The sequence below is a fragment of the Anaerobacillus sp. MEB173 genome, from assembly GCF_052119505.1.
GTDB lineage: Bacteria > Bacillota > Bacilli > Bacillales > JBJMAU01 > JBJMAU01.
Genome location: NZ_JBJMAU010000020.1, coordinates 23,960 through 40,694 on the forward strand (window position 1 = coordinate 23,960; position 16,735 = coordinate 40,694).

At 38.1% G+C, this 16,735-nt stretch carries 16 protein-coding genes; all 16 read right to left on the reverse strand.

The window, feature by feature from the left end; all coding sequences use genetic code 11:
- Positions 1 to 5 precede the first annotated feature (5 nt).
- Positions 6 to 1,463: a nucleoside triphosphate pyrophosphohydrolase gene (gene mazG / locus ACJ2A9_RS20770; RefSeq protein WP_441423610.1), complete on the reverse strand. Its 1,458-nt coding sequence runs from the start codon at positions 1,461 to 1,463 to the stop codon at positions 6 to 8.
- Positions 1,460 to 3,067, reverse strand: coding sequence for a putative polysaccharide biosynthesis protein (locus tag ACJ2A9_RS20775; RefSeq protein ID WP_441423611.1), 1,608 nt, complete (start codon positions 3,065 to 3,067; stop codon positions 1,460 to 1,462). Before ACJ2A9_RS20775 ends, mazG begins: the two co-directional genes overlap by 4 nt.
- 217 nt (positions 3,068 to 3,284) lie before the next feature.
- Positions 3,285 to 3,821, reverse strand: a complete 537-nt coding sequence (gene spoVT, locus ACJ2A9_RS20780) for a stage V sporulation protein T (RefSeq protein WP_441423612.1) — start codon at positions 3,819 to 3,821, stop codon at positions 3,285 to 3,287.
- 262 nt (positions 3,822 to 4,083) lie between these two features.
- On the reverse strand, positions 4,084 to 7,626 hold the full coding sequence (gene mfd / locus ACJ2A9_RS20785; protein WP_441423613.1) for a transcription-repair coupling factor: 3,543 nt from the start codon (positions 7,624 to 7,626) through the stop codon (positions 4,084 to 4,086).
- 263 nt (positions 7,627 to 7,889) lie between these two features.
- Entirely contained in the window at positions 7,890 to 8,120 is a 231-nt protein-coding gene (locus tag ACJ2A9_RS20790) for an anti-sigma-F factor Fin (protein ID WP_441423614.1), read from the reverse strand.
- Between the two features lie 79 nt (positions 8,121 to 8,199).
- The gene (gene pth / locus ACJ2A9_RS20795) at positions 8,200 to 8,760 is read right to left on the reverse strand and encodes an aminoacyl-tRNA hydrolase (protein ID WP_441423615.1); all 561 of its coding nucleotides are present in this window, start codon (positions 8,758 to 8,760) and stop codon (positions 8,200 to 8,202) included.
- A gap of 120 nt (positions 8,761 to 8,880) precedes the next feature.
- Positions 8,881 to 9,513, reverse strand: coding sequence for a 50S ribosomal protein L25/general stress protein Ctc (locus ACJ2A9_RS20800; RefSeq protein ID WP_441423616.1), 633 nt, complete (start codon positions 9,511 to 9,513; stop codon positions 8,881 to 8,883).
- A gap of 113 nt (positions 9,514 to 9,626) precedes the next feature.
- Positions 9,627 to 10,577, reverse strand: a complete 951-nt coding sequence (locus tag ACJ2A9_RS20805) for a ribose-phosphate diphosphokinase (RefSeq protein ID WP_441423617.1) — start codon at positions 10,575 to 10,577, stop codon at positions 9,627 to 9,629.
- Between the two features lie 17 nt (positions 10,578 to 10,594).
- A complete protein-coding gene (gene glmU / locus ACJ2A9_RS20810; RefSeq protein ID WP_441423618.1) occupies positions 10,595 to 11,974 on the reverse strand; it encodes a bifunctional UDP-N-acetylglucosamine diphosphorylase/glucosamine-1-phosphate N-acetyltransferase GlmU in 1,380 nt (459 codons plus the stop codon).
- A 193-nt stretch (positions 11,975 to 12,167) separates the two neighbouring features.
- A complete protein-coding gene (gene spoVG, locus ACJ2A9_RS20815) occupies positions 12,168 to 12,461 on the reverse strand; it encodes a septation regulator SpoVG (RefSeq protein WP_441423619.1) in 294 nt (97 codons plus the stop codon).
- Positions 12,462 to 12,605: 144 nt separating this feature from the next.
- A complete protein-coding gene (locus tag ACJ2A9_RS20820) occupies positions 12,606 to 12,980 on the reverse strand; it encodes a RidA family protein (RefSeq protein WP_441423620.1) in 375 nt (124 codons plus the stop codon).
- Positions 12,977 to 13,825, reverse strand: coding sequence for a pur operon repressor (purR, locus tag ACJ2A9_RS20825; RefSeq protein WP_441423621.1), 849 nt, complete (start codon positions 13,823 to 13,825; stop codon positions 12,977 to 12,979). The genes ACJ2A9_RS20820 and purR overlap by 4 nt, the downstream gene beginning before the upstream one ends.
- 60 nt (positions 13,826 to 13,885) lie before the next feature.
- Complete coding sequence (gene ispE / locus ACJ2A9_RS20830) at positions 13,886 to 14,749, reverse strand: 4-(cytidine 5'-diphospho)-2-C-methyl-D-erythritol kinase (RefSeq protein ID WP_441423622.1); 864 nt, start codon at positions 14,747 to 14,749, stop codon at positions 13,886 to 13,888.
- A 203-nt stretch (positions 14,750 to 14,952) separates the two neighbouring features.
- On the reverse strand, positions 14,953 to 15,132 hold the full coding sequence (locus tag ACJ2A9_RS20835) for a small, acid-soluble spore protein, alpha/beta type (protein WP_441423623.1): 180 nt from the start codon (positions 15,130 to 15,132) through the stop codon (positions 14,953 to 14,955).
- A 165-nt stretch (positions 15,133 to 15,297) separates the two neighbouring features.
- Positions 15,298 to 15,573 carry a biofilm formation stimulator Veg gene (gene veg / locus ACJ2A9_RS20840; protein ID WP_441423624.1) on the reverse strand — a complete coding sequence of 92 codons (276 nt, stop codon included), beginning with the start codon at positions 15,571 to 15,573 and terminating at the stop codon, positions 15,298 to 15,300.
- Between the two features lie 259 nt (positions 15,574 to 15,832).
- Entirely contained in the window at positions 15,833 to 16,702 is an 870-nt protein-coding gene (gene yabG / locus ACJ2A9_RS20845; protein WP_441423625.1) for a sporulation peptidase YabG, read from the reverse strand.
- Between the last annotated feature and the right edge of the window lie 33 nt (positions 16,703 to 16,735).

Sequence of the window (16,735 nt, forward strand, 5' to 3'; positions counted from 1 at the left end):
TTATTTTATTCTTTTTTTGCCTGTTCCCATATTTCATCCATTTCAGCTAACGTAACGTCTTCAAATGATTGTCCACGTTCATGTAATGTCTTTTCAATAAAGTGAAAACGCTTCTTAAATTTCTCATTTGTTTGTTTCAGTGCTTCTTCTGGGTGGATGTTATAGAACCGACCTAAATTAACTAAGGCAAATAAAATATCACCAAACTCCTTTTTGCTGGTGGATTCGTTATTCTGCTTTATCTCTGTAAAAAACTCAGCGATTTCCTCTTGAATTTTCATCCAAATTGGAGCTACGTCATCCCAATCAAAACCGACTTTCGCTGCCTTTTTTTGAATATGATACGCTTCATAGAGGCTTGGCACTCCTTTCGGAATACCAGCTAGTACCGATTTATACTCGCTTACCTCACCTTTTTCTGCCTTTTTGATTTCTTCCCAATTTTGAACCACTTCCTCAGCACTTTCAACCGTTTCCGTGGCAAACACATGTGGATGCCTTCTAATCATTTTACTAGTAATCGACTCAATGACATCTTCAACGGAAAACCAGCCATCATCCTCACCGATTTGTGAATGGAGTATGATTTGTAATAATACATCACCTAGCTCTTCAACTAAATGGTCATCATCTTCATTATCAATTGCTTCGAGAACTTCATAGCTTTCTTCGATTAAATAAGGTTTTAATGATTGATGTGTTTGCTTCTTGTCCCATGGGCAGCCATTTGGTCCACGTAAAGTCGCAATGACCTCGCGCAGTTTGGAAAAGTCTCGATACAACAGCTCTTCCTCTTGGACTGGAGGAACATAGACAGCCGTTAAATTGTTAATTGTTGTTACACGGTCTAATTCATACAATGGAACAGTCCGAATATCTTCTTGTTTACTTCCGACAGCTGTCGCAATCGTAACAGGGTAATCATCAGGTAATAGATCCATTAACGTTAGTTTCACATCTGAAGCAACAAAGGCATCATAAACTTGACAAATGATGATGTGCTGGCGAATCTGCAGTGTCTCTTTCTTTAAAGACGTACCATCGACAATTTGACAACCTTCAATTGGGTCAATTTGCAATGCACTGTATAGCGGATCAAGAAAGCTTTGTCCCCCAACCACTTCTATTTGAATGTTACTCTTACTCGCTTCATCTAGTAACAACTGAACGGTTTGTTCAGCTACAAGAGGATGTCCCGGCACAGCATAAGTAATCGCTGCTTTTTCGGCTTTATTCAAAAGCTGTTGAACAATATCCTTATACACTGCTTCGAATTGGTCATGCTTTTCGTAAATATGATCAAATGATTCATAACTTAGCCCATCATTTGTCAGCTCTTCAATAACAGGATGATCCTTCGTACGCAAAAATAAGTACTCGGCTTTGGTTATCATTTTGTAAATTCCAATTGGCAATTGGTTAAGATCTCCTGCACCTAAACCAACAATCGTAATTTTGTTCATCTTTTCTCCTCCTTTTTCTGAATAAATCTCAGGATTTTTTTCGCTTTTGGTATCATTTCAAATTCTGCTTCTGTAAAGACCTTCATTTTCAGAAGCGCTCCTATGTATGTTGCAGCACCTATCAAAACACTTGTTAAGGCAACTATCACTGATGCAGAACGCTCACCTTCATACGTTAGCATCCATTCGATACTTTCTTTCCAGAGCCATGTAGCAATAACCATGATCAATGCCGAAATGATAATGGTTCGTCCAGAACGGTATCGGATGATCGTTATTGAGAGCTTCTTTTGAATAAAGATAATATTGAAATAAGCAATAACGAAAAGGCCAATCACAGTTGCGAGCGCTGCACCTATTGTTAAAGCAGATGGCAATAAAATAAGATTTAACAGAAGCTTTACAGCAAGTCCAATGATAATATATTTTGCTGCCACAAAAGTATGGTCTAATCCTTGCATAATTGCAGCAGTCGTTGCAATGATTGAACTAAATATAATCGATATCCCTAGTATTGCCAATACAATTGATCCTGAACTGTCGGTGAATAACATCGTATTTGTCGGTCCAATGACGATCGCCAAACCAGATGCAGCACCAATACCGATGATGAGAGTTACGCGAATGGCCATTTCGGCCTTTTGTCCAATTACGTCAAAGTCGCCCCTTGCCTTACTTTTCGTAATTATTGGGACAATCGATAATGACAGGGCTGTCGCAACAACCGTCCCTAACTGAATGAGAGGCTGTCCACGATCATAGATCCCTTTCGTTACGATCGCTATACTATCCGACAATCCCCCATGTTGTAAGAGCCTGACCATTGTCATCGAATCGATAAATTGAAACAACACCAATACTAAAGCCGTTAAACAGATAAGAAAGCCTTCAAGAAAAAGCCGTTTTGTAATGAGAAAAACGGACATGTTCTGTTTTGCATCATAATCGGTCACAGCGTTCTTTTTATCTCTTTTTTTATAAAGCATTAACACGGTAATCGCAATTAATGCTCCAAGAACAGAGCCAATTGCAGCACCTGTACCCGCAGCATATGGTCCATATCCGTGTGAAATCAGGAAGTATGTACATCCCAAAATGGCAGCTACTCGAACGGCCTGTTCAGCCACTTGTGAAACTGCTGTTGGTAACATATTATCCTTCCCTTGGAAATATCCTCTTAACACAGCTAAAAATGGTATGAATAAAAATGAAAAAGAAATTGCCTGAAGTGGTTTAATAAGATTTCTATCGGCCATAATGATAGCGAGGAGTTCAGCACTAAAGAAAAACAACGAAAATAAACTGAGTCCAAAGACAACAAGGCCAATAAAGCAGACTGTTGATACATGCCTTGCCCCTTGATGGTTGTTCATGGCGATTTGTTCAGAAACCAACTTTGAAATCATAACTGGAAAACCGTATGTAGCTAGAATAAGTGCGATTCCGTATATCGGATAAATCTGTTGATAGACATAAAAGCCAACATCCCCAGCCATATTTTGATATGGAATTCGGTAAGCGGCACTCATCACCTTTGTCAATAAGACCGCGATTGATAAATATACGGCCCCTTGAAGTAACGATGTAGTTTGTTTTTCAACCATTATGTAAATGTCTCCTCTAGGTTTCAATCTAGAAGCCATTATATCATATACGAAAAGCGTAAGTGACCTCGAGCGGTTAGGCACTGGCGCAAAATATCTGTGAACTTCTTTCAAGTTAATGGAGAGTATCATTCTGACAATACCAGGACTGTCTCATGCAGAACAATAAAAAAGAGATAGCGCTTTCGCTACCTCTTGAAAAGTGTCAAGACTTTTGCTATTCCATCTGTCGTGCTAAGAAACTGGCTGCAGTTTCAGAAAGTTTCTTCTCAACTTCACCCATTACAGCATCTTCTTTTCCGAGCATGACGACCGCGCCAATCGGGTCACCATTTGCAATTATTGGTGCAATAACATAACCTCCAAGTTCATCCTTATGATCACTTATGAGGTTATACTCACCTTTCGTTGATTCCATAACCGCTTTGCGGTCACTCATTGCACTTTCGACAACTTCACCAATGCTCTTATTTACATAATCTTTCTTAGACCCACCTGATACAGCGATGTATGTATCACGATCTGCTATTAACACAATATGATTTAAACTTTCGTACAGAGCTTCAGCATATTCTTTAGCAAAGTCACCGAGCTCGGAAATCGGTGAATACTTCTTAAGAATTACTTCTCCATCCCGATCCACAAAAATTTCTAATGGATCACCTTCTCGAATACGTAATGTTCTCCTAATTTCCTTCGGTATTACAACACGACCTAGATCATCAATACGACGGACAATACCAGTAGCTTTCATTCTTACGATGCCTCACTTTCTTCAGATGTTATTGCTAAAGTGACGTACTAATAACGACACGAAGAATAAAAAATTGAATAAGGGATGCCGTATTAGAACGCCCTGGTCATAATGAATTCCTGTAATGGAAATCATCATATTGCTTGTCTTTATTATCCGTCGTATAGAAAGAACTATTCACCAATTCATGAAATTGTTTGTGCATATGCGTGTTTTTTTCAAATAAATGGAATCAATTCTCCCATTTTTCGAATTCAAAGATTTAGGTTGTTGAGCCAACATGTTCCTTTTTTACATCATCCATCTTTGTTAGAAGCAATTCAATAATTTCCAAAAATTGCTTATCTGTTGTTTCCTTTGTTTTAATGTTAATGATAATTTTTTCCTCTTTCATTCCAACTGAAACCATCTTCCCTATGTCATACGTCATTTCCATTAATTTTACCCCATCAATTTCGTTCGTTAATTCATTCGAGAAAAGGATTGTACAAACTCCATTTTTTTGAATGATCGATTCGACTCGATGGGCAATCGCCAATACTTTCATTTTCGCAAGGGTGAATAAATAACCAACTTCATCCGGATAGTCTCCAAATCGGTCAATCATTTCATCCTGCAGATCGGTAATGTCCGTTAATTCGGATATATCCTTGAAACGCTTATACATATCAATTTTCTGTTTTGAATCTTGAATATAATTTTCAGGAATATAAGCATCAACTTGCAGGTCAATTTCAACCTCTATCTTTGTTTCTCTTACTTCTCCCATTTCACCTTTTCTTGCTTCAATTGCTTCTTTTAACATTTGTGAGTACAGATCAAACCCTACTGAAGCAATAAAGCCATGCTGCTGTGCACCTAATAAATTACCTGCGCCCCGAATTGTTAAGTCCCGCATCGCAATTTTAAATCCTGATCCAAGTTCAGTAAATTCTTTAATTGCTTGAAGACGCTTTTCCGCTACTTCTGTTAAGACCTTATCTTTTTGATACGTAAAATATGCATAAGCAACACGGTTTGATCTACCAACCCGTCCACGTAATTGATAAAGCTGAGAAAGCCCCATCCGATCCGCATTGTAAATAATCAGTGTATTTACATTCGGAATATCTACTCCGGTTTCAATAATTGTTGTCGTCACCAGCACATCACTATTTCCTTCTAAGAAATCAATCATGATTGATTCCAATTCGTTTTCACTCATTTTTCCATGGGCATATACGACTTTGGCATCAGGAACAAGCATAGCAATTTTATCAGCCATATTGGAAATTTCTTCAACATTATTAAAGAGAAAATACACTTGACCGCCACGGGCAAGCTCCCGCTCGATTGATTCACGCACCAACCCTTCATTGTATTCAACAACATATGTTTGAACCGGAAAACGATTTTCTGGTGGTGTCTCAATAACTGATAAATCTCTCACACCTAACATTGACATATGCAATGTTCTTGGAATTGGCGTCGCTGTTAATGTTAGAACGTCAATGTTAGCCTTAAGCTGTTTAATTTTCTCTTTATGAGTCACACCGAAGCGTTGCTCTTCATCTATAATTAGCAAACCTAAATCTTTAAACTGAATATCCTTTGATAGTATTCGATGTGTTCCTACTACAATATCAATTGAACCACTCTTCAGTCCTTTCATTGTTTCTGTTTGCTGTTTTCTCGAACGGAAGCGACTAAGTACACCAATATTAATCGGATAATCAGCAAACCGCTCACAAATCGTTTCATAGTGCTGTTGAGCGAGAATGGTTGTAGGAACAAGAATTGCCACCTGTTTACCATCCATAATGGCTTTAAAAGCTGCTCGAATCGCCACTTCTGTTTTCCCATAGCCAACATCACCACAAAGGAGGCGATCCATCGGTCTTTCCTTTTCCATGTCTTCTTTAATTTCTTTAATCGCTCGCAGTTGATCTTCTGTTTCTTGATATAGGAAAGATGTTTCAAACTCTTGCTGTTCAGGACCATCCGTAGCAAATGCATATCCCTTTGTCGCTTCCCGTTCTGCATAGAGTTTAATCAAGTCATCAGCAATGTCCTCAACTGATGATTGAACTTTCTTCTTCACCTTTTTCCAATCAGATCCACCTAGTGCATAAATTTTCGGATCTTTATCCTCTGAACCGACATACTTTTGTACTTGGTCGATTTGTTCAACTGGTACATACAATTTATCATTACCAGCATACGTAATATGAAGATAGTCCTTATGAATACCGTTAATCTCTAACGTCTCTATTCCTAAATACTTTCCAATACCATGGTTCGTATGGACAACAAGATCACCGACTTTTAATTCGGAATAGCTCTTAATTCTTTCAGCATTTGATAGTTTCTGCTTTCGCTTGATTTTCCGCGTTTTTTTCGTGAAAATCTCTTCTTCTGTAATCACAACAAGCTTTTGCATTGGTAACTCAAATCCTGTGTTTAAGTTTCCAATGACAATCTGACAAGTTTCTGTAGAAAGTGGAGAGATGTCCTCGACAAGATCAGCCTTAATCTCATAATCTTCTAAAATATGGTCAAGTCTTTTTGCTCTCTCTTTGTTTGCCGCTAAGAAGATCACTGATATATGACCCTTTTGCCAGCGTTCAACCTCACTTTTTAAAAGGTGAAGCTGCCCATGGAAGTTTTGCATCGCTTTACAGTTTACATTCACGATATTTCGTGGATTCGTATGTGGAACATGCCTTAAAAATAGCGACAAATATAAAAGCGGCTGCTGTGTATCCGCAATGATTTCCTCAAACTTTTTTGACAAGGAGATATCTGTAATGATTTTCCCTTCACTTATAAGCGATGTTTGCCAATTGGCCTCTTCTTTATCTAAGCTGACTGACATTTCTTGCACACGACTAATTTCATCAACGACGATTACCCCATTACTCGGTAAATAGTCAACGACTGTTGTTCGATGATCATAGTATAGATCAATATATTTGTACATGCTTTCAAATGTTGTTTTCTGCTTTAGAAGACCTATTTCATATGCAATCTCTTCGGCCATTTTTTCTTTCGCTTTTTTATTTTTCACCTTTTTTAAACTGTTTGCTAAGCCTTCCTCTAATCGTGCTGCAGCATTTTTATAATGCTCATCATACAGAATGACTTCCTGCGCTGGTCCGATCACAATTTGATTTACTTGTTGTTGAGAGCGCTGATCATCAACATTAAAGTAGCGAATCGAATCAACGACTGTATCGAAGAGTTCAATTCTTAATGGCATCTCTTCAGTTAGTGGGTAAATATCTAAAATTCCTCCACGCAAACTAAACTCTCCTGGTGAAGATACCATCTCTACACGGTGAAAGCCGATTGAAACTAGTTTCTTAAGTACGTTCTCTACATGAATATCCTCATCAACCTTAAAAAGACATTGGCTTTGCTTCCACACTTCTTTCGGTGGAAGCAAGCGTCGAATCCCTGCCATAGGAACAATAACAATTCCTGTTGAATGTTCACTCCAATGGTTTAAAACTTCAATTCGCTGCCCTTTCATTTCGGGACTGGCCACCGCAATTTCAGAGGAAATCAATTCATTAACCGAGTAAAGAAATACATCATCTTCGCCAACAAGTTCTATTAAATCCTCATATAGTTTTTGAGCTTGAAATAAATTGTGGGTAACAACAAGCTGAGGACGCTTAGTTTCTCTATAAATAGAAGCCATTAATAATGTCCTGGCAGACCCTGTTAGCCCTGCAACGAGCTGTTCTTTAATTCCGACTTGAACACCGTCGATAACCGCTTTTATATCGTCTCCGCTTTGAAAATAGCGTTGTAAACCTAACATACATTCTCCCCCTTGACTACATACCTGTTATCATTCTGAATCGAAATTTTTTTAGAAACTAGTAGATTAATAGTCATTTCCTCTCCTCACAAGATCAGTTAATATTTCGTATCCCTCTTCCTTACAAACAGGTACAGGATCATCAAAAAGTATTCTATCTTTTGAAAGGGCTTTCCTATTTGAAATGAATAAAGAACACCCTTCCTAAATATCGATAACTTAAAACAGAAAAATGCTTTGGTGTAGAACCAAAGCGAGTAATTCTATTGAATAAATAGTTCGTGCTGATGAAAGTCCGGGTTACGCTCTAACGCTTCCTGACAATCCTCACAAACTGTTTTCACATGCATATCACCTGAAGCATCATATGAGATCATTTCATTTCTTTCCTCATGGTCCAAATGGTTAAAACCTAATTGAGATGAATCATAATGATTGCTCTCTAGCCTGCCTACTTCCACATTACAATGGCGGCAATGATAATGTATTGCCATATTTATGCCCCCCTAAGGAATATATGCTACATAACTTCTAAAAATTAGTATGTTCCTTAAGGCGGGAAACTATTCATCATTAATTATACTCGTTCATAGCCTGTTTAAAATTACCACTTTGAAGCCAACTTTGAACAGCTTTCACTGATTTCTCAACTGCTTCACCGATTGCTTCTTTTTCATCAGGTTTAAACGTCCCTAGAACATAATCTGGCACTTTTACACCAGGCTCAGGTCTGTCGATTCCAACCCTGATTCTTTTAAATTCAGCCGTACCTAAGTGGGCAATTAAAGACTTGATTCCATTATGTCCGCCATGACTTCCTTTTTCACGAAGCCGGACTTTCCCCGCTGGTAAATCCAAGTCATCATAAATAACAACAATGTCTTCAACCGGAATTTTAAAATAATCAAGCAGCGGTTTTACTGATTCCCCTGATAAATTCATATATGTAAGAGGCTTCAATAAAAATACCTTTTCACCATTTATTGTCCCTACGCCATATTGGCCTTTGAACTTCGCTTGATTTAATGGTACTTCAATTTTCTTCTCAAGCTCATCAATGACCTTAAAGCCGATATTATGTCTTGTATCTTCATATTTTGGCCCAGGATTACCTAATCCAACAATGACTTTCATAGCCAACCCCCTATTCTCTATACAATCACTTCTACAAACAATGAAAAATTCCTTTTATTAAAATTTGGTAAGACCGTATAAAAAGGTGTAACCTGAACGGGCTACACCTTTTTACTTCAATTACTCATTTGTTTTTCCTTCTTCTGCTTCTTCTTTTTCAGTACCTTCTTCCTGAGCTTGTTGCTCATCTGGTTCATTGTTCAAAGGTGCTGGTAAGATCGAAACAATCACTTCTTCTGGTTCATTATTCACTTCATATTGTCCTGCTTTCGGTAAGTCTCTCACTTGAATTGAGTCACCGATTGCCAGGTTTTCAATATTAATTTCAATCGCCTCAGGAATATCAGCTGGTAAGGCACGTACTGACAATTGATGGACCGTATGTTGTACGATACCGCCGTCGGAAGCACCTATAGGCTCACCAACTAGATGTACCGGGACATCGGCATCCATTTCCGATTGCATATCAACTTCGAAAAAATCAGCATGGATAATATCACCTTTTAAAGAGTCGAGTTGCATATCATTGACAATGACTTGGTGACTTGTATCTCCTGCAACATCTAATGAAATGATCGCATTTCTTCCATTTTCACGAATGGTCTTTAAAAATTCAATTCCATCAATGGAAACGGGTTTACTTTCCATTTTACTTCCATATACAATTGCTGGAACTTGTCCACGTAAGCGAAGTCCTTTTGTTTCAGATTTCCTTAAACTACTTCGCTGCTCAGCTTTAAGTACAGTTGCCATTTCATCTCACCTCATTAGTTTTCTGTTCTTTATAAGCTATCCCCAAATCGGATCATTTTGAAACAAAAAACTTTAGAAAAAAATAAAATGGCGCTCAGTACTATTGTATTCGATTAATCAAATAATTTGCTGACAGACATTTGTTCATGTACACGAATGATTGCTTCTGCCATTAAAGGTGCAACAGAAAGTGAAGTGACTTTATCAATCATTTTTTCTTCTGGAATTGGAATTGTATTTGTTACAACCAACTCTTTTATTTTCGAGTTTTGAATTCTTTCCATTGCAGGACCAGAAAGAACTGGATGCGTACAACATGCATACACCTCTTTAGCTCCGTGCTCAACTAATGCGTTAGCAGCCAGTGTGATCGTTCCAGCAGTATCAATAATATCATCAATAATAATCGCTGTTTTGCCTTCAATATTACCAACAATATTCATAACTTCAGCAACATTCGGCTTCGGACGGCGTTTATCAATAATTGCAATTGGCGTCTTTAGACGATCAGCCATTTTTCTGGCACGAATTACCCCACCATGGTCAGGCGATACAACAACTACATCATCAAGTTCTTTTTGTTTAAAGTATTGAGATAAGATTGGAACACCTAACAGTTGGTCAACTGGAATATCAAAGAAACCTTGAATTTGCGTTGCATGCAGATCAACGGTTAACACACGAGTAGCCCCTGCAGTTTCCAATAAATTCGCAACTAATTTTGCTGTAATTGGTTCCCTTGCACGGGCTTTACGATCTTGTCTCGCATAACCATAATAAGGTAATACGATATTGATTGTTCGGGCTGATGCACGTTTTAGGGCATCAATCATAATAAGCAACTCCATAATATGTTCATTTGCAGGAGCAGATGTTGATTGGATTACGTAGATATCACAACCACGAATACTTTCCTCAATATTAATTTGGATTTCTCCATCACTAAATCTAGATACAGAGCTTTTCCCCATCGTTACTCCGATATGCTCTGTAATTTCATGTGCTAGACTAGGATTTGAATTTAGTGTAAATACTTTTAAATGCGGATCGCCATATTTCGCCATTATTGAAGTTACCTCCGTTACTTTGTTTTCTTTCCTTTACTCTTTTGAGTGTAATTTTCCTTTATTGTTTGACGTTCCCTAGCTATCGATAGGGCTTCATCAGGTACATCGTTAGTTATTGTAGAGCCCGCTGCAACATAAGCATTTTTGCCAATGGTTACAGGTGCAATTAAATTGGCATTACAGCCAATAAATGAACCATCTTCTATTTTGGTTACATATTTATTTTCACCATCATAATTCACCGTAATTGAGCCGCAACCTACATTCACATTCGCCCCAATCTCAGCATCTCCAAGATAGCTTAAATGAGAAGCTTTACTCCCCTTACCAAACGTTGTCTTTTTAATTTCGACAAAATTACCGATTTTTACATCATCAGCGATTGTTGAAAGAGGTCGGATATGAGCAAAAGGACCAATTGCTACTGAGCTGCCGACTTCACTGTTGTGAACTACAGATTGTTTAATCTTCGTAGTATTTCCTATTTTGCAATCAGCAATCTCACTGTTTGGACCAATCACACATTCTTCTCCGATAACTGTCTTTCCGGTAATCATTGTACCAGGCAGGATCACCGTATCCTGACCGATAACAACATCTGGAGAGATATACGTAGTAGCTGGATCAATCATTGTTACACCTTGGCGCATTAATGATTCATTTGTGCGCTTTTTCATAATTTGCTCCGCATTTGCTAATGCAATACGATCATTTACACCAATTGTTTCATCAAAAGATGGCGTTTGGTATGCAGCAATAACCTCGTTTTGCTTCTGTAATATTTCAATCACATCTGGTAAATAATACTCACCTTGAGCATTGTCATTACCGACATGCTGTAAGGCTGCAAAGAGTGCGGCATTATCAAAACAATACGTTCCTGTGTTAATTTCTTGTATCGCCAATTCCTCTTCAGTCGCATCTTTTTGTTCTACTATACGCTCTACAGCACCAGACTGATTGCGCACTATACGTCCATATCCTGTTGGATCAACAGCTCTTGCAGTCAGAACAGTGGCTTTTGCACCCGTTTCTTGATGATATTCAAACAAAGCTTCCATTGTCTCTGCAGTAATAAGAGGTGTATCACCACAAAGCACAATAGTGGTTCCATCTTTCTTACCGAGAATCGATTCTGCCTGCATGACTGCATGACCAGTACCAAGTTGTTCAGCTTGAAGAGCATAAGAAACTTGTTCCCCTAACTGCTCTTTGACCTTCTCAGCTCCATGGCCAACAATGACGACTGAATTTGCTACATTCAGTTTGGCTACTTGATCAACGACATGTTGAACCATTGGCTTTCCACATACACGATGCAGTACTTTATAAAGCTTTGATCTCATTCTTGTACCTTGACCCGCGGCCAAAATAACCGCATAACGATTGCTCATGATTAACCTCCAGCAGTTCTTTTTCCATTAAGAATATATCCTAAAAACGGTAGCATTTCAAGGGTGATGAACCTTTCCCATAAATAGGAACCCAATGGATGATTGTAATTTGCCTTCTTTATATTATTCTGAAATAAAAAAAAGCCAAATAAAAAAAGAATGACTCTTATTAAGTCATTCTTTTTTATCATTTTTATGAAGCACCTGCTTCTTCATATTCTACTTCTTCCATTTCGCCAGCACGCTCATACTCAGCAAGAACAGCCGATTGAATTTTTTCACGGGTTTGTGATGAGATTGGATGAGCAATGTCTCTAAATTCACCGTCTGGTGTTCTCTTACTAGGCATAGCTACAAACATGCCATTATTTCCATCAATCACACGAATATCATGAACTACAAATTCATGGTCAATAGTAATGGATGCTATAGCCCGCATGCGTCCTTCCGTATTAACACGGCGGAGTCTCACGTCAGTCACTTCCATTTATGCCACCACCTTTTTCCAAAAATAAGATCTTGTTATCTTAAATTCAACACTCTTCGGATAATTCCTTCTTTTTAAAAAATAATTTAAAAAAATTTTTAGCCATGAAGAAGGCTCACTCTATACATAGAGCAAGCCTGCTAGTTATTTAATTAATGCGATCACTTCAATTTCAACTTGAACATCTTTTGGCAGACGCGCCACTTCTACACAAGAACGCGCAGGCTTATGATCTCCGAAATAGTCTCCATAAATTTCATTGATCGTTGGAAAGTCATTCATGTCTTTTATAAATACAGTCGCTTTTACAACAGTTTCTAATGAAGCACCAGCTTCTGCTAAAACAGCCTTTAAATTATTAAATACTTGATGTGTCTGTTCTTTTACATCGCCTTCGACTAAATTACCCTCTGCTGTTAATGGGATTTGCCCGGAACTATAGAATAGATTATTGACAATAATCCCCTGTGAATATGGTCCAATTGCTGCCGGTGCTAAATTTGTATTTACGATTTTCATTGTTTTACCTCCGTCATCTCTGCTAACTTTTCAAAAAAGTTACCAGTCTCTACTTTAATTTTCTTTTCTTTGACATCTACTTCAGAAAGCTTCGTAATGGATATAAATTCGTCAACCAGTCGTTCCTCAACATCTTCCGCTTCAACAAGCACACCGATTCCGGCTACATTTGCCTGAAACTCCTCTAATAAGTCCATCATGCCGCGAATCGTTCCGCCCGCTTTCATAAAATCATCGATAATAAGCACGTTTGACCCAGGCTGTAAGCTTCTCTTGGCAAGAGACATCGTTTGCATCCGTTTCGTTGAACCTGAAACATAATTAATGCTGACAATCGACCCCTCTGTAACCTGATGATCTCTGCGAACAATCCGAACAGGTACATCTAAGTACGTTCCAACTGCATAAGCAAGAGGAATACCTTTTGTAGCTACGGTCATGACGACATCGACTTTCTTGTTTGAGAACATCGCTGCAAACAGCCGGCCAACCTGATTCATCAAGTGAGGATTGCCAATGATGTCCATCATATACAAATATCCACCCGGAAGCAGTCGTTCTTGATCCGCTAATTGTTTACATAGTGCTTCGATATTCCCTTTTGCTTCTTCTTCATTAACGACAGGGATATACTTCACCCCACCACTAGCACCTGCTACTGTCAGAAGTGAGCCTATCTTCTGGCTTTCAAAAATATCTTTAATAATCGCTAAATCTTCACTAATCGATGATTTAGCTGATTGATACCGTTCCGAAAAATAAGTTAATGATATTAATGAATGAGGATGTTGTAACAAATAGTTTGTCATATCAACCAAACGACCACTACGTCTTAATTTTTTCATTATAGCCTCCATTAAAAACCGAATGTTTACATGTAATATATCATTTTTGTACGGTTTTTATCAAGGACTCTTCGAACTAAGAAGTCGAACCGCATAGACTTGACTACAAAATCCCCTTAAGCCATTATATATCCGGTTCATACGGGACTCTTTTTCAATTAAGGCAAAAACAGTCGGTCCGCTTCCACTCATAAGTGCTCCATCAGCTCCGAAACGGATCATTTGCTCTTTAATTTTCTTTACATCAGGATGCAGAGAAAATGTGACAGATTCCAAAACATTTCCTAGATGATTGCAAATCTGTTGGTAATTCTTATTTTCGATCGCTGTTTGCATTTCATTAATATTCGGATGATCAATTGCTTCTATGTTAAGGTTTCGATAGACCTCTGCTGTTGAAACACCAATAGGCGGTTTAGCTAAAATCACCCAACACGGTGGTGGAGAAGGAATCTTTTTTATTATTTCACCTCTACCTGTTGCCAATGCCGTTCCCCCGAATACACAAAACGACACATCCGATCCGATTTCAGAACCTAATTGAGCCAATTCCTCTAAACTTAAACGTAAATCCCACAATTCATTCAAGCCCTTTAAAGTAGCGGCAGCATCACTACTTCCGCCAGCTAACCCTGCAGCAACAGGGATGTGTTTATCGATAAAGATAGCGACCCCTTTCGTAATCGCGTAACGCTCTTTAAGCAGAGCCGCAGCTTGATAAGCCAGATTGCGTTCATCAGCAGGAACATAACCTTCTGAAATATCGATTTCAATCCGGTCTTCTTCTAATAATGTCAGCTCGATACGATCCGCTAAATCAACGGTTGTCATAATCATTTCTACTTCATGATAGCCATCCTCACGTTTAAATAGTACATCGAGTGACAAATTAATTTTTGCTGGCGCTTTAATTGATAATTTCACTTTCTCCACCTACTCTACATTTCCATATATTACGTTATTTTATCATTTGTTAACACCGCATTCCACCTTTTGCTAAATACCGACAATAGAATGTGATAAATTTCTGCTCTTCAATAATCTTAAAGACTGAAGCATGCAGCTAAATAACTTTTTGTATGTAAAAAACCGAAGCAAACTGCCCCGGTTATCGTAACAATAAACATTTATTTTTGTGTTCGAGCAAGTTGTTCCTCGGCCATTTGAACTGCGCGCTTCACCATATTACCAGCATCCCTGGCACGAATTCCTCCCCAGCCTTCTTTTTGGACAACATCATAAAAGCCAAGTTCTTTCGCTAACTCTTCTTTGAAGCGATCAGACATAACCCCACGTCTTCTACCCATGTGTTAAACAACTCCTTTATGTCATTGTTACGACATGAATAGTATGTGTAGAATTTGAAAAACCTATGTTTAATTCAAATTACCAAGAAATAAAAGTTGAAAATGTAAAATGTAAAATTGTTGTTAGTAATGCTAAGAGGAACTAGGAAACCAAAATTTTACATCCTATACTTGTTGTTCTGTACCTTCTATATTTACATCCTGATCTTCACATACAGTTAGTTCAACAGTTGATGTTAAAACATCAGCATAACTATAAGAAACACGTTCAAAAGCGTTTTGATCTTCATCTAACTTAATAATAAAAACTGAAGGATACGTCTCCTCGATAAAGCCAGACCTTTCAATCGTCTTACGGCGCCCTCCGTTTGCTTTTATCGTAATTCGCTTCCCGATGTTTTCATCCAGGGTCCGTTTAATGTCAATTAATGTTTTTCCCATTTCACATCCCACCTCACTCTGACATATTATAACACAAAACGATATAATACGTCAAATAAATTTATTATTATAGCAAGTAGACAAAACAGTTGTCAATCATTTTTTCAAACTGCAGCTTGAAATTATAGTGCGCTTTACCCATTTCTTATTTTTGGATAAAACTGCAGAAATTATGTGTGATTTCGATATTTAACCGAAAAAAGTTAGTACTGTCTCTCATAACAGTACTAACTTTTTGGCATTATTAGTGTTATTTACATTAGGATTCTTGTTGCTTAATAGGCATACCTCGACGTAAAATCCCTTTCGTTTCAATTCCACCTAATCCTTTTTCACCTGTTAATGTATTTCGTAACACGTCCCATACCCCGACACGGTCCATAAAGGGGGTTAAGCTAATTTTGGCAACGATATAGACAGGGTCTAGCGCATGGATATTAATTCTTTCGGGAGAGCTGGCAAAATTCGCTCCAGCTTTAATAAGGTTCTCAAAGTGAGATTGACAAGCTCCAGCAAAGATAACTAAGTGATCCAGATGCGGGGAAAACTTCCTCGCCTCTCTAACTGTTTGAGCGAAATATTTGGAATTCCGATACGATTTTATATCGTCACTCGAACCTTTATTTTTTAAATACGCATCATGTCCTGTAATCACAAGGATATCCGGCCGAACCATCTCAAGTAGAGAAAGGATTTGGTTAGGCATTTCTTTTTCCTCTATATGGACGCCATAAACCGGCACCTTAAGTTTTTCATAAACCTCGGAACACTTTTTTAAATATAAGGGGTCGCCGTCAATGTGAAGAACACGCCCCGGGAGTTCGAAATATGATTTAGCGTTTGCATATCCTGATGTTACCTCATATTCGCTTTTTTGTCGGATTAATTTATAATCTTGGTTAAAAAGACGATAGCAATCCTCTTGCCGTTCGATCTCCACTTTTCTTCGCAGATTGATCTCTTGATCATCAATTAATTTTAAATCATGTAATGGAGCATCGGCTATCAATCGAACGTCTTCGCCGGTTAATTCAGCCAAGCTGGTCTCATTATTTATTTTCTTTATGCGAAATAAAACGTCACAATTATAAGAAAGCCTTGCGACAATGTCGCCTACTTTTAATTTCATCTCCAATTCCTCCTCTGTTTAGCCTATGAATCA